Below are 20,493 nucleotides of genomic sequence, written 5' to 3' on the forward strand. Positions count from 1 at the left end.
GCGAGTCCGTGGCTGTGGGGCTTCATCGGGGTGGTGATGTCGGGCGTCATCGCCGGCAATATCCGCGGCATCGCCCTGCCGACGCTGGTGACGGTGCTGGTTCCCGAGGACCGGCGCGACAAGGCCAACGGGCTGGTCGGCATGGTCAGCGGGATCGGCTTTCTGACCACCTCGGTGATCAGCGGCCTGCTGGTCGCATGGGGCGGGATGGAGGGGACGCTGGTCTTCGCCCTCCTGCTGACCGCGCCCGTCTTCCTGCACCTGCGCTTCACGCCGGTGGACGAGCCCGATCCGGAGGCGCTGCGGGCGGCGGCGGGGGATCACGGGCCCGGGCGGGTGGATCTGCGGGGGACGATGAAGGTGGTGGGGGCCGTGCCCGGCCTGTTCGCCCTGATCCTGTTCGCGACCTTCAACAACTTCCTCGGCGGCGTCTTCATGGCGCTGATGGACGCCTACGGCCTGTCGCTGATGCCGGTGCAGGCGTGGGGGCTGCTGTGGGCCTTCATCTCGACGGCCTTCATCCTCAGCGGGATCGTCATCGCGAAGACGGGGCTGGGGAAGAACCCGCTGCGGACGCTGATGATCGTCAATGTGATCTGCTGGGCCGTGGCCGGGGTGTTCACCATCCAGTCGTCGATCGTGTTGCTGGCCGCGGGCTGTTTCATCTGGATGCTGATGGGGCCCTATGCCGAGGCGGCCGAGCATACGACGCTGCAGAAGGTCGTGCCGTTCGAGCGGCAGGGGCGGGTGTTCGGTTTCGCCCAGTCGGTGGAGCAGGCGGCCTCGCCGCTGACGGCCTTCATGATCGCGCCGCTGGCGCAGTTCGTCTTCATTCCGTTCATGACGAGCGGCCAGGGCGCGGACCTGATCGGCGACTGGTACGGGCGCGGGCCCGAGCGGGGCATCGCCCTGGTGTTCACCGTGGCCGGGGTGCTGGGGCTGATCGCGACGGTGCTGGCGTGGAACTCGACCTACTATCGGCGGCTGTCGGCGGCCTATGCGAAGGCGCCGGCGCAGGAGGTTGCGGCGGGGTAGGGGCCCCACAATCCCCGTCATTCCGGGGCCGCGCAGCGGAACCCGGAACCCGGGAGGCCGGCCCGACTGTTTGACGTCCTGCTGTCGACCGCGCCCGGCCCCCTGGGTTCCGGGTTCTGTTCCCGGCTGCGCCGGTCCAGCCCCGGAATGACGGGAGAGGGTGAGGGACGGGTCACGCCGGCGGATTTCAGCGAATGCTCAGGGTTCGCTCATGCCGCTCACCCGATCGCCGGTCAGGGTGCAGGCTCGCTGAACCGAGGGAGCCGCCATGCCCATGCCGTCCGAACTGCGCGCCTATGCGGGCCGCTATGACAGCCGCGAGACGGGCTCGCCCGCCGAGGTCACGGCGGCGGACGGAGGGGTCGCCGTGCGTTTCGGGCGGGGGTCGCTGAGGCGGCTGGAGCTGGCGCCGGTGGGGCCGGATGTGTTCGGCCTGGGATCGATGATCGCGCGGTTCCACCGCGACGGGGCGGGGACCGTGACGGGCTTCAGCTACAGCGATCCGCTGCTGCGCAGCCTCTGCTTCACGCGGTCATTCAGAGCGGCGCAAATTCCCGTCATTCCGGGGCCGCAGAGCGGAACCCGGAACCCAGGAGGCTGGCCCGACCATTTGACGCCAGGCAGTCGACCGCGCCCGGCCGCCTGGGTTCCGGGTTCTGTTCCCGGCTGCGCCGGTCCAGCCCCGGAATGACGGGGTGGGAGAGGGAAGCGGGGGAGCCTAGACGAACTCCACCAGCACGTCGTCCGCGGCCACCGGGTCGCCGGCGGCGGCGCTGACGGCCTTCACCACGCCGTCGCGTTCGGCCTTGAGGATGTTCTGCATCTTCATGGCCTCGATGATGGCGACGGTTTCGCCGGCCTTGACCTCCTGACCGACGGTCACGGGGATGGAGACGACGAGGCCGGGCATGGGCGAGGCGATCAGTTTCGAGGTGTCGGCGGCGATCTTCTCCGGGAGGCGGGCGTAGAGCTCGGCCATGTGCGGGGTCAGGACGCGGACCCTGGCCTTCGCGGCGCGGTGGCGGATCAGATACCCGTCCGCGACGCGGGAGACCTCGGCGGTGAAGGGCTCGCCGTCCAGTTCGGCGCGGAACTGGGCCAGGCCGGGGCGCCAGTCGATTTCGGTCAGGCGGGCGTGGCCGCCGCCGGTGAAGGCCAGCAGCAGGGCCTCGTCGGCGTCATAGGACAGATCGACGCCGTGGGGGGCCCCCGGGCCCTTGCCGTTCTCGATCAGCACGACCCAGTCGGTGCGGTCGGACGGGTCGCCGGCCTGTTCGGCGACGATCTCGTTCATGGCCACGGCGGCGGCGATCATGATCTGCGTCTGGCGCGCGTCGGGCCTGAGGCCGTGGAAGCCGTCGGGGAATTCGTCCTTGATATAGCTGGTCGAGATATTGCCGCTGCGGAAGCGCGGCTGGTCCATGACGGCGGACAGGAAGGGGATGTTGTGGCCGACGCCCTGCAGGTGGGTGTCCTCCAGCGCCCGGGCCATGCCGGTCAGGGCCTCGTCGCGCGTCGGGCCCCAGGCGCACAGCTTGGCGATCATGGGGTCGTAGAACATGCTGATCTCGTCGCCCTCGCGGACGCCGGAATCGTTGCGGACGACATAGCCGTCCTCGTGCTCGCCCTCTTCGGGCTGTTCGTAGCGCACCAGCCGCCCGATCGACGGCAGGAAGCCGCGATAGGGATCCTCCGCATAGATCCGGCTCTCGATGGCCCAGCCGTTGATGGCCAGATCGTCCTGCCCGAAGGCCAGCGTCTCGCCCCACGCCGACCGGATCATCTGCTCGACCAGATCGACGCCCGTGATCAGCTCCGTCACCGGATGCTCGACCTGAAGCCGCGTGTTCATCTCCAGGAAGAAGAACGATTTGTCCTGCCCCGCCACGAACTCGACCGTGCCGGCGCTGTCGTAGTTCACGGCCTTGGCCAGGGCCACGGCCTGCGCCCCCATGGCGGCGCGGGTCTCGGGATCGAGCAGCGGGGAGGGGGCCTCCTCGATAACCTTCTGATTCCGGCGCTGGATCGAGCATTCGCGCTCGAACAGGTGGACGACGTTGCCGTGCTTGTCGCCCAGCACCTGGATCTCGATGTGGCGCGGGTCGATGATGAATTTCTCGAGGAAGACGCGGTCGTCGCCGAAGGCGTTCAGCGCCTCGGCCTTCACGGCGGCGAAGCCCTCGGCCATGTCGTCGTCGCCGTGGGCGACGCGGATGCCCTTGCCGCCGCCGCCGGCCGAGGCCTTGATCATGACCGGGTAGCCGATCTGGTTGGCGATCTTCACCGCCTCCTCGGTCGTCTCGATCAGTCCCATGTGGCCGGGGACCGTGGAGACGCCCGCCTCGGCCGCGAATTTCTTGGAGGTGATCTTGTCGCCCATGGCCTCGATGGCGTGGGGATTGGGGCCGATGAAGGTGATGCCCTCGGCCTCGAGCCGGCGCGCGAAGGAGGCGTTCTCGCTGAGGAAGCCGAAGCCGGGGTGGACGGCCTCGGCGCCGGTCTGGCGCACGGCGTCGACGATCCGGTCCTGCAGCAGATAGGACTGGGCGGCCGGGGCGGGGCCGATCAACACGGTCTCGTCGGCCATCTCGACCGCCAGCGAACCGGCGTCGGCCTCGGAATAGACCTGCACCGTCCTGATGCCCATGCGGCGGCAGGTCTTGATGATGCGGACGGCGATTTCGCCGCGATTGGCGATCAGGATTTTGGAGAACATCGGGCTCTGAATCTGAGGCGAACGTGATCGCCGCGTGAAGCGGTTGCCCCGATTAGGCCGCGATCTGGCTTGAGTAAACCGGACGGGGTTTCAACCGGTCAGCGTTCGGGCTTGGCAAAGCCTGTATCGATGGGGTTAAAGCCGTTCCAGTCCCGTTCATCGACGACCGTTCATTTTTCGTCCTCTCCCCGTTCCCGCTTATTGGCCCGGAGCCTGATTGATGTCCCGCATGCTTACTTTCGCCGCCGCTGCGGCAATCACGACGTCCCTGGCCGTGGCGATGACCGCCGGACCGGTCGCGGCGCAGGACTTCCGCGATCTGGCTCGCCAGGATCTGCAAAGAGCCCATGACGAGCTGGCCGCCAACCATCCCGCCCCGGCCGTCCCGGGCGCCGCCAGCCAAACCTTCCGCAGCTGGCTGGACGCCGGCCTGCAGGACGCCCTGGGCCGCGCCAGCCAGGCCAACAGCGGCGACGCCCACGCCTATCTGATGCGCTACTACGCAGCCGGTTTCCGCGATTCCAACATCGCCATCACCCCGACCTTCGAGGGTATGGGTCCCTATTTCGGCACCAGCTGGCCGGGCTTCACGACCGGCTGGCGCGGCGGCAAATACGTCGTCACCTATGTGAAGCCGGGCACGCGCGGCGCGCCGCGGGTCGGCGACACGGTGGTCGACTGCAATCTGACCCCGATCGAGGAGTTCGCCCGCAAGAAGCTGGATCTCTGGGAAGGCAACCTCGACACCGAGGCGGGCCGCGTGACCTCGGCGCCGTATCTGCTGTGGAACCGCAACAATCCGTTCGCCGCCGGCGTCCCCTCGATCTGCAGCTTCCAGTCGGGCCGCGGCCGTCCGCGCGAAATCCAGATTCGCCCCATGCCGGTCGTGGCCGGTGATCTCGAGGCCGCCTACCGCGCCAGCGTCTACATGCCGCCGGCGACGCCGCTGGGCGTCGAGACCGTCAACGGCCGCCCCTGGGTGCATGTCCACTCCTTCGCCGACAGCGCCGACTGGCGCTCGTTCAACGCCGCCGTCGAGGGTCAGGCCGCGACCCTGCGCGGGCCGCAGGGCTTTGTGCTGGATCTGCGCGCCGCCTCGGGCACGGGCCAGAACTCGTCGACCGCCCGCGGCTATGGCCTGGCCAACCGCATCTGGACGCCGGAGTTCACCGTCAGCCGCCAGCCCGCCGCCGGCGAACTGACCTACCGCGCCACCCAGGGCAACCGCGACTGGTACGCCGCGGCGCTCGGCCGGATGGAAGCCGACCCGCAGTTCGTGCAGGAAGCCGGTCCGGTGATCGAGCAGACCCGCGAGATCGTGACGGCCTTCGACGCCGCCATCGCCGCCAGCCAGCCGACCTTCACCCTGGCGGGCCGTCCCGCCGTGGCCGACACCGGCGCCGCCAACCCCGTGCAGGGCCCGGTGGTCGTTCTGGTGGACGCGGGCTGCTCGGGCGGGTGCCTGGACACGCTGGACCTGCTGTCCAAGCTGCCGAACGTGCGGATCGTCGGCTCGACCACGGCGACCGACTCGATCTTCGTCGAGCCGACCGTGATGCGCCTGCCGTCGAACTATTCGGACCTCAGCTACGGCCACAAGGCCTGGACCTCGCGTCCGCGCCCCAACAACACCCCCTTCACGCCGGCGCAGGGCCTCGTCTACACGGGCAACCCGGCCGATGAGACAGCCGTGCGGACCTGGGTGGGCGGCCTGTTCGGCGGCTGACCCGAACCACGAAGACCCGACAAGAGAGGCCGGCCAGGGGGACCTGGCCGGCCTTTTGTCTTTCGGGAGCGGGCGGGCTAGTCCCGTTTGCGGGCGCGGTCCGCGGCGTCGACCAGACGCAGGCCGGAAATCTCGGCGGCGTCGGCTGTCAGGTTCATGGCCGCCTCGGGCGGGTCCTTGATTTCCACAACCCCGTGGGTCGCCTTGGGCGTCAAAGGATCGGTGATCAGGTCGGATTCTGATTTCTTGGCCATGCGTATCGAACGATCGGAATCCTGAGCCGTTCCGGCGGCGGGTTGCGAAAAGCCCGGCAGCGCCTAGGTGAGAACCATGACCGACAGCGACATCGCCCCGACCCTGCGTTCCCCGTCCGGCTATGACCTGACGCCGCCCAGCGACAGCCAGCGCGTGGCGCTGGAGGCCGACCTGTCGGCCGAGGAGAAGCGCGTCCTGCTGGCGCACGGCACCGAGGCGCCCTTCTGCGGGACCCTGCTGGGCGAGAAGCGGGCAGGGGTCTTCTGCTGCCGCGAATGCGGCCTGCCGCTGTTCCGCACCGGAACCAAGTTCGAGAGCGGCACGGGCTGGCCCAGTTTCACCGAGCCGGTCGATCCGACGCATGTGAGCGCGATCACCGACCGCTCCCACGGGATGACGCGGACCGAGACGCGTTGCGCCCGCTGCGACAGCCATCAGGGCCATGTGTTTCCCGACGGTCCGGGGCCGACGGGACTGCGCTACTGCATCAATTCCGTGGCGCTCAGCTTCGTGCCGGAGGGATCGCCGCTGCCGGATCCTTTGGGCCGCGGCGACGGAAACGCCTGACCCTCGCCTCATTTGAGGCTAGGCTGCTACCCGTAATGGAGTTGGGCGCATGCTGATCACCGCAATGTTGATGGCCGGAGCCCTGACGACGGGCGATCCGGACGGCGTGGTCGCCACCGCCCCCGCAACCGCTGTCGACCTCGGCGCGACCCGGCAGCCCGTCGCTCCGTCTGTCGTGGGGGCCGCCCAGGCGGGCGTGCCTCACAACCTCACCACCGATGAACAGATCGATCGCTGGATCGCAACCCGGGCGGTGGACGACCGGCCCTATGAGCGGGTCCGGGGCGAATTGCTGGACGACGGCCTGCCGCACAGCGAGGTCAGCGTCAGCGTCGGCACCGGCGGGTATCGCGACTATGGGGCCGCGGTGTCCCTGCCGATCGGCGAGAACGGGCGACTGAGCCTGAGCTACCGCCAGACCGAGAACGCCTATCCCTACGGCGGCTACGGCTACGGCTACGGCTATGGATACGGCTACGACCAGAGCTATGGCGGCGCCGCCCTCGACGACGGCGGCTATGTCTTTCCGGGGTATCGGCCGGGCGCGGCGGCGCAGTTCGAGGCGCGCGTCATGCGGCCCGACGGGCCTCCGAATCGGCGGCCGCTGGTGCGACAGGATCGCGTCGAACCCTGACGGGGCCCGCGCGGACCGGCCTGACGGAGCATCCCGGGCGGGAAGGGCCCGCCTCTGTAGTGGCGGTGAGCTTTCGACGCCACGGCCAAGCTTAATTCCTCGGCGCGGTCGCAACGCCTCCAGTTGTATGGCATTACACGATTGACGAGCCCTCGCGGGCCGTCGCCTGCCTCATCAACGGCTTCGGAGTAAGACCATGAAGAAAACCATCGCCGCCGTGACGGCGGGCCTGCTGCTCATCGCCGGCCAGGCCGCTGCGGCCAACAACGTGTCGAGCGCCCGCGTCGGCGACCGCATCGGCGCCCCGACCGCTGAGTCGAGCGAATTCGCCGGCGTGCCGATCGCCGTCCTCATCGTCGGCGCCGCCGTTATCGTGGCCGCCGTCGTGGCGCTCTCGGACGACGATTCCGAGAGCGACTAGGACCCGGTCACAAGACCCGTAAGGCCCCGTCGGCTCCGCCGGCGGGGCTTTTTCGCGTCCGGCTCCGGATTTCGAATCGGATCTCCGGGCTCCGGAACGCAAACGGGGCCTGACCGCGAAGTCAGGCCCCGTAAGGGTTTCAGAGTGGTGCCGCCGGGGGGAATCGAACCCACGACCTCAGCCTTACCAAGGATGCGCTCTACCACTGAGCTACGGCGGCCTGATCTGAGGAAGCGGCCCTATAGCCAACCGTGGACAAAGGGGAAAGCCCCCATTTGCCGTGCTTGCGGAAAAGTTCGACGCGCGCTCTCATCGACCCATGGATGAGTCGAAGATCACAGGGGCCCAGCCCCCGCTGCCGACGAGCCTGCCGGATCCGCTGGCCCCGGCGAAAACGCCCGCCATGGCGCGCGCCCAGCGGCTGTCCACGGCGCTCCGCGACAATCTGAGACGCCGCAAGGCGGCGGCCCGGTCGACCGGGCCGGCAACGCCGCGCAACTGAATGTCATCGCCGGCGCGACCGTCGGCCTTTCGCAACCGCAACCGTCCGCGCTAGATAGCCGATCCCCCTTGCGCCCTGCACGGGGTCGCAAGAGACGACATGGACAGCATCGCCATCACCGGAGGCGCCCGCCTGAACGGATCGATTCCGGTCAGCGGCGCCAAGAACTCCGCCCTCAAGCTGATGGCCGCCTCGATCCTGACCGATCAGCCGCTCCTGCTGACCAACATGCCGCGTCTGGCGGATACGAAATTTCTCGGACGGCTGCTGCGCGAGCTGGGCGTCGAGGTGACGGAGCGCGACGGGGCTGACGGGCAGGAGACGCTGTTCCACGCCGGGCGCATCAGTTCGACCTTCGCCCCCTATGATCTGGTCCGGCAGATGCGGGCTTCGTTCAACGTGCTGGGTCCGCTGCTGGCGCGCACGGGCGAGGCCAAGGTGTCGCTGCCGGGCGGCTGCACCATCGGCGCGCGACCGGTCGACCTGCATCTGCAGGCGTTGACGGCCCTGGGGGCCGAGATCGAGCTGGACGAGGGCTATGTCACCGCCCGAGCGCCGAACGGTCTGAAAGGCGCGGAGATCGAGTTTCCCTTCGTCTCGGTCGGGGCGACCGAACACGCCCTGCTGGCCGCGGTGCTGGCGGACGGGGTGACGGTGCTGAAGCGCGCCGCCCGCGAGCCCGAGATCGGCGATCTGGCCCACTGCCTGACCGTCATGGGTGCGAAGATCAGCGGCATCGACACCGACGAACTGGTCATCACAGGCGTCCCGTCCCTGGGCGGCGCGACCTGGTCGGTGATTCCCGACCGGATCGAGATGGGATCCTACGCCGTCGCCGCGGCCATGGCCGGGGGCGAGGTGCGGCTGACGAAGGCGCGGCCGGAACTGATGACGGCGCTCAGCGAGAAGATGATCGAGGCCGGGGTCGAGGTGACGCCGACCGCCGACGGCGTGATCGTCAAGCGCGATCCTGCGGTGCGGTTGAAGGCGGTCAATGTGGCGACCGAGGTCTATCCCGGGTTCGCCACCGACCTGCAGGCCCAGTTCATGGCGCTGATGACCATGGCCGAGGGCGACAGCGTCATCCACGAGAACATCTTCGAGAACCGCTTCATGCACGCGCCGGAGCTGGCGCGGCTGGGGGCGGACATCCACGTCCACGCCGGCGAGGCCGTGGTGCGCGGCGTGCCGGTGCTGCACGGCGCGCCGGTGATGGCCACGGACCTGCGGGCTTCGGTCAGCCTGGTGATCGCCGGCATGGCGGCCGAGGGCGAGACCACGGTCGGCCGCGTCTATCATCTGGACCGCGGCTTCGAACGGCTGGAGGAAAAGCTCGGCGCCTGCGGGGCCGAGATCCGCCGCATCAAGGGCGACGGGAATGAACACTGAGGCGCAGCAGCACGAGGCTGACGCGGCGGCGGCGACGCCGCCCGAACCCCTGCGCCTGCTGGCCGAGGACGCCGACGACCTGCACATCATTTCGGCGGCCCTGCAGGACGCCATCATGCGTCCCGTGGACATCGTCTGGGAGCCGGCGGCGCGGCGGGTGACGCTGAAGCTGAGCCGGTTCTGCTGGGAATGCGGCGGCACGCGCGTCATGGCCGCCATGCAGTTCGGCGACGTCGTGGCGGTCAAGAGTCGCCGCCTGCCGCGCCTGCCCGACAGCCCGCTCGAACTGCTGGCCATGGATTTCGTGCCCGACGAGGCGCCCGGCGGGCGGGTGATCCTGATGTTCGCGGGCGGCGGGGACCTGCGGATCGACGTCGAATGCATGGACGCGGTGCTGACCGACCTGTCCGAGCGCTGGCCCGCCAAGGTCGCGCCGACGCATCTGTCGCCCGAAGCGTCGGAAGGGGCGGACCCCGCGTGAGCGAGCACCGCCTGACCTCGATCGACCTGGACGCCGCGACCCTGTCGTCCGCGACCGCCGAGATCGAGCATGAGCGGCGGGTCGCCATCTTCGACCTGATCGAGAAGAACAGCTTCGAACCCGCAGGCGCTGCGGGCGGCCCCTATGCCCTGAAGCTGTCGATGGTGGACGGTCGGCTGGCGTTCGACATCACGGGACCGGATTTTCATCGCGTCCACGGCCTGTCGCTGACGCCGCTGAACAAGGTGGTGAAGGACTATATCGCCGTCTGCGACAGCTATTACGAAGCCCTGCGCGGCACGTCCCCGTCCCAGATCGAAGCCGTCGACATGGGCCGGCGAGGGCTGCACAACGAAGGCGCCGAGCTGCTGAAAGCCCGGCTGGACGGCAAGATCGCGATCGATCACGAGACCGCCCGACGGCTGTTCACCCTGGTGACGGCGCTGTACCGGCGCGGTTGATCTCGACTATCCCGGCGTTTTCGGGCATTAGGCCCGCTCTTTTCGACGCGCGCTTTCGCCCGGCGCGCGTCCTGACTCGTATTCACAGGGCGCGAGAGGCCGCATGGCTAAGGAAGAACTGCTCGAGTTTCCCGGCGTCGTCAGCGAACTGCTGCCGAACGCGACGTTCCGCGTGCTGCTCGAGGGGAACGACCACGAGATCATCGCCCACACCGCCGGCAAGATGCGCAAGAACCGCATCCGCGTGCTGGCCGGCGACAAGGTCCTGGTCGAGATGACGCCCTACGACCTGACCAAGGGCCGCATCACCTACCGCTTCAAGTAAGGACGGGCTCGGATGAGCCGTCCTGAACTGGTGCTGGCCTCGGCCAGCCCGCGCCGCATCGAACTGCTGGCGCTGGTCGGGATCACGCCCGACCGCGTCGATCCCGCCGACATCGACGAGACCCCGCTGAAGGACGAGACGCCGACGCGTCTCGCCGCGCGTCTGGCCGTGACCAAGGCCGAGGCCATCGCGGCCGGGGCGCCGGATGCGGTTGTGCTGGCTGCTGACACAGTGGTGGCCGTCGGCCGGCGCCTGCTGGAAAAGCCTGCCGACGAAGTCGAGGCCGTGCGCTTCCTCAAGTTGCTTTCGGGCAGAAATCATCGGGTTTTCACCGGTGTGGCGGTGACCGCCGGGGTGCGGACCACGCACCGGGTGGTCGACACCCGCGTATCCTTCAAGGTCCTGTCCGACGCCGAGATCGCCGCCTATGTCGCCTCGGGCGAATGGCGGGGCAAGGCGGGCGGCTACGGCATCCAGGGCCGGGCAGGGGCCTTCGTCACCCGTCTGGTCGGCAGCTATCCCGCCGTCATGGGCCTGCCCCTGTTCGAGACGGTCAATCTGCTGAACGGCGCGGGCTGGCGGGCGTGAAACCGCCGCTGTTCGTCTATCTGGACGATACGCCCGGCGAGATCCGGGGAATCATCCGCGACGAGGTCGGCGACCAGTATTTCCTGACCCAGTTCGAGAACGAGATCCCGCAACACCGGCTGGGCGCGCGCTCGGTCGGGCGGGTCCGACGGATCGAACCCAATCTCAAGGGGGCCTTCATAGATCTCGGCGAGGAGGCGGGCGAGGACGCCTTCCTGCCGTCCCATGGCGGCCAGCGTCTGCATGAGGGGGAGAAGGTCGAGGTCGAGGTCGTCTCGGAGCGGCGCGAGATGAAAGGCGTCACCCTGAAGCTGCTGGGCAAGGGCGAGGGCGAGCCGCGGCTGCTGGCCCCCGGGCCCACGGTGGCGGAATGGCTGGAGCGGCTGGCCCCCGGCGTCGAACCGATCGGGGGCGTGCGCGCGATCCAGGCCGGCTGGGACGCCTTGCGCGAGGCGGACGGCCAGCCGTTCATCGGAGGCGACGTCTCCGTGACGGTCGAGCGGACGAACGCCCTGATCGCCGTAGACATTGACTACCGGCCCCCGCCCGGTCGCAGGGCGTCGCCGCAGGACAGGCTGGAGGCGAATCGAAAGGGTCTGGTCCGCGCGGCGCAGACGATCCGGTTGCGCAGCCTGGGCGGTCTGGTCGCCATCGATCTGGTCGGCGGCGGCCAGGACGGCAATGCGGTCCTGAAAGCGGCCAGGGCGGCGTTCGGGACGGATCCCGCCATCGCCTACGGGCCGGTCAACCGGTTCGGCGTTCTGATGATCGCCGTGCCGTGGCGGTTCAGGCCGTTGGCGGAGCGCCTCTACCGCCACCCCGGCGTCCATAGCTACTGGCCGCAGCGGGCCGCCGTCGAGGTCACGCGCAGGCTGCGCCACGCCCTGCTGTCGGACACCACGACGGCCCGGGTGACGGCCCGGTGCCCGCAAGCGGTCGCGGAACTGGCCGCGCCCCTGGTGGCGAGACTGGGGCCGCGCGCCCATCTGAAGGCCGACGACAGCCTGCGCGCCAGCGAACATGTGATCGAGACGGAATGACCATGGCGACCTGTCCCATCTGCCGCCGCCGCCCCGCGGACGAGAAATACAAACCGTTCTGCTCGAAGCGCTGCGCCGACGTGGATCTGCAGCGCTGGTTCACGGGCGGATACGTGCTTCCCGACAGCGGCGGGGACGTCCCGCGCGACGATCCCGAAGAAGACTGATCTGACGGCTGGACACCCCCGAACCGCTCGCCTATAGACGCCGCCTCCGCGCCGCGAAGCGTGCGCCTGGGTAGCTCAGTTGGTAGAGCAGTGGATTGAAAATCCACGTGTCGGTGGTTCGAATCCGCCCCCAGGCACCATCGCTTCTGTCCCGATGCCGGGACCGGGTCGGCCGGCTATCATGAAATTGTCGCTTTCGGCCCCAATCTTGGGCGATCGGGACCTTGGCTCCCCCGCGAGGGGAAAAGCACGTTCCCGCACTTGACGCTCTGGTAAGCGTTCGCCAAAGGAGCTTGACCGCTTTCCTTGGCGGGCAGTCGGCGGAGAGGGAAAACGGTTTCCTTCGTCGTTCGGCGCCGCCCCGGAAGCCATCTGGCAACCGGAAGCGTCAGCAGGCGTTCCGCAGACCGGGGTTCCTTAACCCTGTCTTTGCGGACGAAGAATTTCATCGAGGGCGGTCGTCGTCTGCGGCCGTTTCTTTTGGGTTCCACAAGTCAGACCAAACAGCAGGAACTGGCGAACTATGTTCGATATCAAGAAAACCAACATCCTCCTGGCCATGGCCGGCGCCGCCGTCCTCATGGCCGGTACGCCGGTTCTCGCGCAGGATGCTCCCGCCACCGCCCCGGCCGCCGCAGCAGCTCCGGCTGCCGACGCCGCCGCCCCCGCCGCTGCTCCGGCTGCTGACGCTGCTCCGGCCGCCGACGCCGCCGAACCCGCCGTCGTCGGCGGTGAATCGCACGGCAAACTGACCCCGGCCCGCATGTTCATGGACGCGGACGTGGTCGTTAAGGTCGTCATGACCGGTCTGCTGCTCGCCTCGGTCTTCACCTGGGTGCTGCTGCTCATCAAGATCTTCGAGTTCGGCTCGCTGAACCGCAAGACGGACGTGTTCCTCGAGAACTTCCGTCAGGCCCGCACCATCGCCGACATGCGCCGCGTGGCCACGTCGGACGAGTTCGACGGCAACCCGCTGGCCGACATGGCCGCCGCGGCCACCGACGAAATCGAACTGTCCCGCCAGGCCGGCCTCTCGGTCACCGGCGACCACGCCGACTCGGCCCTGATGCGCTCGCAACAGGCTGTCGGCGCCGTTCAGGCCGGTCTCGCCAAGCGCCTCTCGGGCGGCCAGCAGTTCCTCGCCTCGGTGGGTTCGACCGGTCCGTTCATCGGTCTGTTCGGCACCGTTTACGGCATCATGAACTCGTTCATCGGCATCGCGAACACCAACACGACCAACCTGGCCGTCGTCGCCCCCGGTATCGCCGAGGCGCTGCTGGCCACCGGTATCGGTCTGTTCGCCGCTATCCCGGCCGTTATCTTCTACAACTACTTCAACACCCGCATCTCGGCGTACGGCACCCGTTCGGACGGTTTCTCGGCCGAACTGACCAACGCCATCTCGCGTAACCTCGACAAGGGAGCCTAAGCGCGATGGCCGCCAAACTTTCAGGCGGCGGCGGCGGCAAGTACAACGTCGAGCAGAACAGCGAGATTAACGTCACGCCGTTCGTGGACATCATGCTTGTTCTGCTCATCATCTTCATGGTCGCGGCGCCCCTGGCGACCCCGTCCGTGGAGGTGAAGTTGCCCCGAGCAGTCGCTCCGCCCCAGACCAACCCGCCGGTGCCGATCTATATTTCGATCACGCCGAACGGTCGGGCTTATCTGGGCGATTTCCCCGTCGAGCTGGACCAGATCGGTACGGAACTGACGGGCCAGATCGGCCGTCGTAATCCCGCGGACGAACGGATCTTCATCCGCGCGGACCGGACCACCCGTTACGGTGACTTCATGCAGGTCATGAACTCGCTGCAGGACAACGGCTTCTACAGCGTCGCCCTGGTGGGTGAAGACACGAAGGCGCCGGGCACATGACAGACGTTGAATACCACCGTTCCAGGTACGACGCGCCGAAGCCCAAAGGCTTCTTCGGCGTGCCCCCCGGGGTCCTGCTGATCAGCCTGCTGATCGTCTCGATCCTGTTCGCGGCCCTGGCTTTCTACTTCATCAACGCCCAGTTCAAGCTGCGCGAAGTGAACTATTCGGATGACGCCGTCGACGTCGAGATCATCGAGCCGATCCCGCCGCCGCCGCCGCCGCCTCCGCCGCCTCCGCCGGACACGCCCCCGCCGCCCAAGCTGCAGGTGCGTCCCCCGGTCGTCGTTCCGAACGCTCCGCCGCCTCCGGTGACGCTGCCGATCGAACCGACGAAGAAGGAGGACCGGGTCGAATATACGGGTCCGCCCGTGATCGTCCCCGGACCGCCCCCGCCTCCGGCTCCGCCGGCTCCCCCGCGTCCCGCCGTCATCAACAACGTGACGTGGGGCCGTCAGCCTCAACCGGAATTCCCGGAGCGGGCCCAAAGCCGCGGGATCGAGTCCGGTACGGCGACGCTGCTCTGCACCGTCGGCGCCAACGGCGCGGCCACGAACTGCAGCGTCGTCTCGGAAGAGCCGGCCGGTGCAGGCTTCGGCCAGGCCGCGTTGCGTTCGATGCCCCGGGCCCGGTTCTCGCCTCGCACCGTCGACGGTGTGGCTCAAGGCGGCCAGGCGCGGTTCACGGTTCGCTTCCGCCTCGCGGACGAGTAGGACCGGCAGACCACGACCAGGGAAACGCCCCGGGGGAAACCTCGGGGCGTTTTCCTTTGGGCGGAGCCTTTCCGGGCCCTGCACATTATTGGGGCGCTGTTCAGGAGACATCCCCATGAGATCGCTTGCCGCCGCCGCCCTGCTCGCCTGCTCCGTCGCCGCCCTCAGCGCGTGCGCCTATAATGAAACCCTCGGCCGCAGCCAGCTGCTGCTGGTCGACGACAGCGCCCTGACGCAACAATCAGAGGCGGCCTGGGCCCAGGCCCTGCGCACCCAGCGCATATCGTCGGACGCCGCCGCCAACGCCCGCATCCGCCGGGTCGGCGACAAGATCGTCCAGGCCGCGGGCCTGACCGACCGCGCCTGGGACTACGCCCTGTTCGTGAGCGAGAGCCCCAACGCCTTCGTCCTGCCGTCGGGCAAGATCGGCGTGACCACCGGCCTTCTGGCGCTTGTCCAGAACGACGACCAGCTGGCCACCGTGCTGGGCCATGAGGTCGGCCACGTCGTCGCCCGTCACGCGGCCGAGCGCTATTCCAACAGCGCGGCCACCAGCATGGTGCTGAGCGGCGTGCAGGGCGTCGCCGGGGACTACGCCCAGGCGGCGGGCGCCATCGGCGGACTGGGCGCCCAGCTGGGCGTGCTGCTGCCGTTCTCGCGCCGTGACGAACTGGAGGCCGACCGTCTGGGCGTCGACTATCTGGAACGCGCCGGCTACCGCCCGTCCCAGGCGGTGGCCCTGTGGCGGCTGATGTCGGCGCAGAAGCAGGGATCGACGCCCGAGTTCGCCTCGACCCACCCGTCCGACTCCACGCGCATCGCCCAACTGGAGCAGTACATCGCCAGCCGCGGCTGGAGCTGACGCCGCAGCTTGCGAATATTCCCGCCCGGTCGCTTGATCGGGCGGAGCTGTCCCGGTAGATACCGCCCTCGCGCTGATTGCGCCGCCTTAGCTCAGTTGGTTAGAGCGCCGGTTTGTGGAACCGGAGGTCCTCAGTTCAAGCCTGAGAGGCGGTACCATCCTCACGGTGGCGGAGGCGTTTCCGGTATGACCGACACGCACCGCCCGCCGCCCGAAACGGGCTGGGATCCTTCACAGTATCAACGGTTCGAGGCCGAGCGCGACCGCGCGGCCCAGGATCTGCTGGCGCGCCTTCCGCGAGATCGGGTCCCGCGCGAGATCTGGGACCTCGGCTGCGGGGCGGGCCGGCACGCCGTCCAGTTGCACGGTCTTCATCCCGACGCCGTCGTCCACGGGCTGGATTCCAGCCCGGCCATGCTGGATGTCGCCCGTGCGGCCGCTCCTGACATCGACTGGCGCCTGGGCGATCTGGCGGCGTGGAGCCCCGGGGTTCCCGCCGACCTGATCTTCGCCAACGCCTCGCTGCAGTGGGCGCCGGACCATGAGGCGCTGTTTCCCCGGCTGGTGCGGGCGCTGGCGCCGGGCGGGGTCATCGCCGTCCAGATGCCGCTGGCGCATGAGAGCGTCCAGCACGCCCTGATGCGGGAGGTGGCGGGGCAGGGACCGTGGGCCCGCCGTCTGGCGGGGATCAGCGCCATTGCGCCGCTGCTGCCCGCGGAGGCCTATTACGACCTGCTGGCGAGCGACTGCGGCGACATCGATATCTGGTCGACACGCTATCTGCACGTCCTGGGCGGAGCGGACCCGGTGCTGGAGTGGATGAAGGGGACGGCGTTGCGACCCTGTCTGTCGGCGCTGGATGACGACGCCGCTATGCGCGGTGCTTTTCTTTCCGCCCTCGGCGCGCGCCTCGCCGAAGCTTTTCCAGCACGTCCGGACGGACAGGCGCTGTTGCCTTTTCGACGGCTGTTTCTGGTTGCGCGTCGTCGTTGACGGACCGGCGGCGACGCAGGGCTGTCACAGGCCGGTCCAGCAGCGACAACACCTCGTGGGTGGCCTGGTAGCCGGCGGCCACGCCCACGTCGAAACCCTTCCAGTCGCGGATATCCAGCCCGTCGGGCGTGGGCTGGATCAGGATGTCGGTCGCGGCGCGCGAGCTTTCGATGTCCGCGTCGGTCGTCAGGGTCGCCGACCGCATCAGGATCGAGACGATCGGCGGACCACGCCGCCACGCCCCGGTGGCGATCAGGCGCCAGATCGACGGCGGGTGTTCGATCAGGGCCGGGTCCACGCCGCGCGCCTCTGACATGTCGACGGCGATGATCGGGCCGCCGTGCATCTGGCGCATCACCTCGGTGGGCAGGTTCTTCAGCACCGCCCCGTCGACCAGCACCTGGCCGTCCATGACCACGGGCGGCAGCAGGCCGGGAATGGAGATGGAGGCGCGGATGGCCTGACGCATCAGCCCGCGCCGATGCACCTCGATCCGCCCGCTGGTCAGGTTGGTGGAGACCGCGAAAAACGGACGCTGCAGGTCGGCCAGGTCCATCTCCCCATAGGCGGAGAGCAGCAGACGTTCGACCTTGTGCGCCCGGGTCATGGCCAGCATGGGGAAGGCCAGGTCCGACAGGGGGTCGCTTTCGACGAAGGCCTTGCGGATGCGCTCTTCCAGCTCCTCCTGCGTCCAGCCGAGGGCGGGTCCGGCGGCGATCACCGCCCCCATCGAAGCGCCGCCCACGAAGTCGATGGGGACGCGCGCTTCCTTGAGAGCCCTCAGGGCGCCGATGTGGGAATAGGCCCGCGCCCCGCCGCCCGACATGACGACGCCGACGGCCGAGCCGGTGACGACGCGCGCCATCCGTTCAGCGTCCGCCTGATCGCCCTCGACGCACTGGAACCAGCGGCCGGGCTGGATCGAGTCCAGCCAGACGGCGGTGTTGGCGGGCCGCGGCATACGCGGATCGCGCAGCAGGATCAGGTCCGTCCGCCGCTGGGCGTCCAGCACCCCGGCGTGGGGCAGGGGCCGGTTGGGCGGCGCGTTCAGGCCGTTGCCGACGACGAACACCCGGTCGACCTGGCGCGCGCACAGGGCGGCCCAGGCGGGCTCGTCCTGTTCGGCGACATAGAGGACGAAGTCGTGGGAGTCCTCGACCCGGCTGAACCATTCGGCGGCCGAGGCGAGGGCCGAATGGTCGATCACCTGGCAGCTGAAGCCGTCGGCCTCGATCGCGGCGGCGATCCGCTCGACGAAGGCGCGAATGGGACGGGGGCGGGCGGAGATGAAGCCGAAGACGCTGGGCTCGCCGCCGCCGGACCGGCGATCCCGCGCCCGCTGGATCATCAGCCGTGACAGTTCGACCATCAGGTCGGGTTCGGTGCGCGCGGCCTCGAAGAAGGCTTCGCGGGGCAGGGCCAGGATCTCGCAGTCGCGCAGGGCGACGACGTCGGCGGTGTGGACGGTTCCGGCCAGCATGGCCATTTCGCCGGCCGGTTCGCCGGGCCGGATGACGCCGACGAACTGGGGCGGGCGGTCCTCGTCGGGATCGCGCCGGAACACGCCCAGGCGGCCGCTGCGCAGCAGATACAGGGTGTCGGCGCCGTCGCCCTCGGCGAACAGGGTCTCTCCGCCGGTCAGGGCGAACCAGCTGGCGCGCGTGGTCTTGCCGCCCTCGAAGATGCGGTGGAGGGCGTCTTCAAGCCGGTCGGAGCGGGCAGGGGCCATTGAAGGTTCTAGGGGTCAGGTTCTAGGGGCTAGGGAATCGATGTGTGCAGGCCATGGTCGCAGCATCCGTCCCTAATCCCTAGAACCTAGAACCTGACCCCTACCAAGCGCCCATCTCGCGCAGCCGCTGCGCCAGTTCCTCCGGCACCTCGCCGGCGTCGAGGGTCGACAGGTCCATCGGCGCGTCCCTGGGCTCCAGATAACGCCAGCCCTGGAAGGGACGGCGGGCCTGGGGCGCGGTGCGGATCACCTCGGGCGACAGCTTGATCAGGCAGTGGGAAGTCTTGCCCTCGCCCTTGGTCGAGATGTCCAGGATCGGCATGCGGCAGACGACCGAACCCTTCATGACCCAGAACAGCGAGCCGCCGTCTTCCAGCTCGGCCGCGCGCTTGGGCGTCATCCGGGTGTTGACCGTCAGCCATTCGCCCTTGGCGGCGCGGCGTTCCAGCGTCTCGACCTTGGCGACGCCGACGCACAGCTTGATCATGTGGAGAGGCATGGCGCGGATCTAGTCAGTCGCCGTGACGGTCGCCAGAACCGCATCCGCCGAAACCTGATCCCCGATCGCCACGCCGATCTCGCCGACCACGCCGTCGAACGGCGCGACGAGGGCGTGCTCCATCTTCATGGCTTCCAGCACCACGACGGGCTGCCCCTTGGTCACCGTGTCGCCGGGTCTGGCGGGGGTGGCGACGATCTTGCCGGGCATGGGCGCGCGCAGCGACCCGTCGGAGGCTGCGGCGTGGCCTGCGCCTGCGCCGTGCACCAGCGGGCCGTAGGGATACGCTTCGCCATCAAGGAAGAGGACCGACAGGTCGTCGTCCACCTCGACCGACGCGTCCTCGTCGGTCATGGCGTCGGTAAGGAGGACCTGACCTCCAGCCACCGCGCCGGCGCGCCAGGTTCTGTCCCCGGTCCTGGCCTCCCACCATGTGTCGCGGTCCATGGCCCGGAAATCCGCCTCGACGGGCTGACCGGCGACGACCATCGAGCGTCGGTAATAGCCTGGACCGTTCAGGCGGAAGCCGTAGAGGGCGTAGGATGAGGAGCGCCAGATCTCCTGCCCGTCGCCGTACATCTTGCTGCGGTAGTAGTCGTCCTGGTCCGCCTGGGCCGCGAAGGCGGCGGCGATCACCGCGTCCGGGATGTCCGCGCTGACCAGCGAAACCTCCTCGGCGGCGATGAAGCCGGTGTCTACATCACCGGCGACGAAGCGCGGATGCGACAGGCAGCGGGACAGGAAGGCCGCATTGGTCCGGACCGGCCAGACCTCGACGCTCCGGCAGGCGGCGGCCAGCTTTTCGGCGGCCTCGGCGCGCGTGTCGGCGTGGGCGATGATCTTGGAGATCATGGGGTCGTAGAACTGGCTGACCTCGCCGCCTTCCTCGACGCCGGTGTCGACCCTCACGTCGTGGGGTGCGCGGTAGCTTTGCGGGCGCGGCATCAGGAAATGGTCCAGCTTGCCGATGCTGGGCAGGAAGCCGTTGGCGGGATCCTCGGCGTACAGCCGCGCCTCCATGGCCCAGCCGTTCAGGGGGATGTCCTCCTGCTTCAGCGGGATGGGCTCGCCTGCAGCGACGCGGAACTGCCATTCGACCAGATCGACGCCGGTGACGGCCTCGGTCACCGGATGCTCGACCTGCAGCCGGGTGTTCATCTCCATGAACCAGATCCGGTCGGCCTTCAGTCCGTCGGAGGCGTCGGCGATAAATTCGATGGTGCCGGCGCCCTCGTAGTTGACGGCGCGCGCCGCGCGGACGGCGGCGTCGGTGACGGCCTTGCGCGTGGCGGCGTCCATGCCGGGGGCCGGAGCCTCCTCGATCACCTTCTGGTGCCGGCGCTGCAGGGAGCAGTCGCGCTCGTAGAGGTGGACGGCGTTTCCGTGGGAGTCGCCGAAGACCTGAACCTCGATGTGGCGCGGGCGGGTGATGTAGCTCTCGATCAGGACGCGTGGATCGCCGAAGGAGGACTGGCCCTCGCGCTGGGCCGAGGCGAGGCCGTCGGCGAAGTC

General features: G+C 68.9%; 23 protein-coding genes, 3 tRNA genes and 1 pseudogene. 21 read left to right on the forward strand and 6 right to left on the reverse strand.

The genetic code is table 11. The annotated features are described in order from the left end of the window. Both V6M42_RS00475 and V6M42_RS00480 read left to right on the forward strand, forming a co-directional pair. A partial coding sequence (locus tag V6M42_RS00475; protein WP_332676421.1) for an MFS transporter occupies window positions 1–1,035 on the forward strand: 1,035 nt, incomplete at its 5' end. A 268-nt stretch (window positions 1,036–1,303) separates the two neighbouring features. After that, window positions 1,304–1,726 carry a hypothetical protein gene (locus tag V6M42_RS00480; RefSeq protein ID WP_332676422.1) on the forward strand — a complete coding sequence of 141 codons (423 nt, stop codon included), beginning with the start codon at window positions 1,304–1,306 and terminating at the stop codon, window positions 1,724–1,726. Window positions 1,727–1,753: 27 nt separating this feature from the next. Here the strand turns inward: V6M42_RS00480 and V6M42_RS00485 are convergent, their stop codons facing one another. Continuing rightward, on the reverse strand, window positions 1,754–3,751 hold the full coding sequence (locus V6M42_RS00485) for an acetyl/propionyl/methylcrotonyl-CoA carboxylase subunit alpha (protein ID WP_332676424.1): 1,998 nt from the start codon (window positions 3,749–3,751) through the stop codon (window positions 1,754–1,756). Window positions 3,752–3,980: 229 nt separating this feature from the next. On the opposite strand from V6M42_RS00485, the gene V6M42_RS00490 reads away from it, so the two are divergent. Continuing rightward, the gene (locus V6M42_RS00490; protein ID WP_332676426.1) at window positions 3,981–5,477 is read left to right on the forward strand and encodes a hypothetical protein; all 1,497 of its coding nucleotides are present in this window, start codon (window positions 3,981–3,983) and stop codon (window positions 5,475–5,477) included. A 77-nt stretch (window positions 5,478–5,554) separates the two neighbouring features. Here V6M42_RS00490 and V6M42_RS00495 read toward each other — a convergent pair whose 3' ends face one another. Next, a complete protein-coding gene (locus V6M42_RS00495) occupies window positions 5,555–5,731 on the reverse strand; it encodes a hypothetical protein (RefSeq protein ID WP_332658645.1) in 177 nt (58 codons plus the stop codon). 76 nt (window positions 5,732–5,807) lie between these two features. Between V6M42_RS00495 and msrB the strand changes: the two genes are divergently transcribed. The 3 genes from msrB to V6M42_RS00510 all read left to right on the forward strand — a co-directional run bounded on the left by msrB (window position 5,808) and on the right by V6M42_RS00510 (window position 7,354). Next, complete coding sequence (msrB, locus tag V6M42_RS00500) at window positions 5,808–6,299, forward strand: peptide-methionine (R)-S-oxide reductase MsrB (protein ID WP_332676428.1); 492 nt, start codon at window positions 5,808–5,810, stop codon at window positions 6,297–6,299. 49 nt (window positions 6,300–6,348) lie between these two features. Continuing rightward, on the forward strand, window positions 6,349–6,933 hold the full coding sequence (locus V6M42_RS00505; RefSeq protein ID WP_332676430.1) for a hypothetical protein: 585 nt from the start codon (window positions 6,349–6,351) through the stop codon (window positions 6,931–6,933). Window positions 6,934–7,129: 196 nt separating this feature from the next. Then, window positions 7,130–7,354, forward strand: a complete 225-nt coding sequence (locus tag V6M42_RS00510) for a hypothetical protein (protein WP_332676431.1) — start codon at window positions 7,130–7,132, stop codon at window positions 7,352–7,354. A gap of 145 nt (window positions 7,355–7,499) precedes the next feature. Here the strand turns inward: V6M42_RS00510 and V6M42_RS00515 are convergent. Continuing rightward, window positions 7,500–7,574, reverse strand: a tRNA-Thr gene (locus V6M42_RS00515). Window positions 7,575–7,673: 99 nt separating this feature from the next. On the opposite strand from V6M42_RS00515, the gene V6M42_RS00520 reads away from it, so the two are divergent. The 15 genes and pseudogenes from V6M42_RS00520 to V6M42_RS00590 all read left to right on the forward strand — a co-directional run. Next, window positions 7,674–7,856: a hypothetical protein gene (locus tag V6M42_RS00520; protein ID WP_332658641.1), complete on the forward strand. Its 183-nt coding sequence runs from the start codon at window positions 7,674–7,676 to the stop codon at window positions 7,854–7,856. 99 nt (window positions 7,857–7,955) lie between these two features. Beyond that, the gene (murA, locus tag V6M42_RS00525; RefSeq protein ID WP_332676433.1) at window positions 7,956–9,245 is read left to right on the forward strand and encodes a UDP-N-acetylglucosamine 1-carboxyvinyltransferase; all 1,290 of its coding nucleotides are present in this window, start codon (window positions 7,956–7,958) and stop codon (window positions 9,243–9,245) included. After that, window positions 9,235–9,726 (forward strand): DUF2948 family protein, encoded by a 492-nt coding sequence (locus V6M42_RS00530; RefSeq protein ID WP_332658639.1) that lies wholly within the window; start codon window positions 9,235–9,237, stop codon window positions 9,724–9,726. The genes murA and V6M42_RS00530 overlap by 11 nt, the downstream gene beginning before the upstream one ends. Further along, entirely contained in the window at window positions 9,723–10,187 is a 465-nt protein-coding gene (locus V6M42_RS00535; RefSeq protein ID WP_332658638.1) for a UPF0262 family protein, read from the forward strand. The genes V6M42_RS00530 and V6M42_RS00535 overlap by 4 nt, the downstream gene beginning before the upstream one ends. Before the next feature lie 103 nt (window positions 10,188–10,290). Beyond that, window positions 10,291–10,512, forward strand: coding sequence for a translation initiation factor IF-1 (gene infA / locus V6M42_RS00540; RefSeq protein ID WP_013269122.1), 222 nt, complete (start codon window positions 10,291–10,293; stop codon window positions 10,510–10,512). A 12-nt stretch (window positions 10,513–10,524) separates the two neighbouring features. After that, window positions 10,525–11,100: a Maf family protein gene (locus V6M42_RS00545; protein WP_332676435.1), complete on the forward strand. Its 576-nt coding sequence runs from the start codon at window positions 10,525–10,527 to the stop codon at window positions 11,098–11,100. Continuing rightward, on the forward strand, window positions 11,097–12,140 hold the full coding sequence (locus V6M42_RS00550) for a ribonuclease E/G (protein WP_332676437.1): 1,044 nt from the start codon (window positions 11,097–11,099) through the stop codon (window positions 12,138–12,140). Before V6M42_RS00545 ends, V6M42_RS00550 begins: the two co-directional genes overlap by 4 nt. A gap of 2 nt (window positions 12,141–12,142) precedes the next feature. Beyond that, on the forward strand, window positions 12,143–12,307 hold the full coding sequence (locus tag V6M42_RS00555; protein ID WP_332658635.1) for a DNA gyrase inhibitor YacG: 165 nt from the start codon (window positions 12,143–12,145) through the stop codon (window positions 12,305–12,307). 64 nt (window positions 12,308–12,371) lie between these two features. Next, window positions 12,372–12,447: transfer RNA gene (locus tag V6M42_RS00560), tRNA-Phe, on the forward strand. Window positions 12,448–12,830: 383 nt separating this feature from the next. Next, window positions 12,831–13,736, forward strand: a complete 906-nt coding sequence (locus V6M42_RS00565) for a MotA/TolQ/ExbB proton channel family protein (RefSeq protein ID WP_332658634.1) — start codon at window positions 12,831–12,833, stop codon at window positions 13,734–13,736. 5 nt (window positions 13,737–13,741) lie between these two features. After that, window positions 13,742–14,185 carry a biopolymer transporter ExbD gene (locus tag V6M42_RS00570; RefSeq protein ID WP_056620816.1) on the forward strand — a complete coding sequence of 148 codons (444 nt, stop codon included), beginning with the start codon at window positions 13,742–13,744 and terminating at the stop codon, window positions 14,183–14,185. Next, window positions 14,182–14,898, forward strand: a complete 717-nt coding sequence (locus V6M42_RS00575; protein WP_332658633.1) for an energy transducer TonB — start codon at window positions 14,182–14,184, stop codon at window positions 14,896–14,898. Before V6M42_RS00570 ends, V6M42_RS00575 begins: the two co-directional genes overlap by 4 nt. A gap of 115 nt (window positions 14,899–15,013) precedes the next feature. Then, complete coding sequence (locus V6M42_RS00580; RefSeq protein WP_332658632.1) at window positions 15,014–15,760, forward strand: M48 family metallopeptidase; 747 nt, start codon at window positions 15,014–15,016, stop codon at window positions 15,758–15,760. A gap of 81 nt (window positions 15,761–15,841) precedes the next feature. Next, window positions 15,842–15,918: transfer RNA gene (locus V6M42_RS00585), tRNA-His, on the forward strand. A 28-nt stretch (window positions 15,919–15,946) separates the two neighbouring features. After that, window positions 15,947–16,390 (forward strand): annotated as a pseudogene (locus V6M42_RS00590) (methyltransferase domain-containing protein); the annotation flags it as partial. Between the two features lie 241 nt (window positions 16,391–16,631). Here V6M42_RS00590 and V6M42_RS00595 read toward each other — a convergent pair. From V6M42_RS00595 to V6M42_RS00605, 3 genes are all read right to left on the reverse strand, one after another. Next, a complete protein-coding gene (locus tag V6M42_RS00595) occupies window positions 16,632–18,482 on the reverse strand; it encodes a patatin-like phospholipase family protein (RefSeq protein WP_332676439.1) in 1,851 nt (616 codons plus the stop codon). 100 nt (window positions 18,483–18,582) lie between these two features. Beyond that, window positions 18,583–18,981 (reverse strand): DUF1489 domain-containing protein, encoded by a 399-nt coding sequence (locus tag V6M42_RS00600; RefSeq protein ID WP_332658630.1) that lies wholly within the window; start codon window positions 18,979–18,981, stop codon window positions 18,583–18,585. A 9-nt stretch (window positions 18,982–18,990) separates the two neighbouring features. Beyond that, on the reverse strand, window positions 18,991–20,493 hold a 1,503-nt coding region (locus V6M42_RS00605), incomplete at its 5' end, for an ATP-binding protein (protein WP_332676440.1).

This window comes from Brevundimonas sp. (assembly GCF_036677305.1).
Lineage (GTDB): Bacteria > Pseudomonadota > Alphaproteobacteria > Caulobacterales > Caulobacteraceae > Brevundimonas.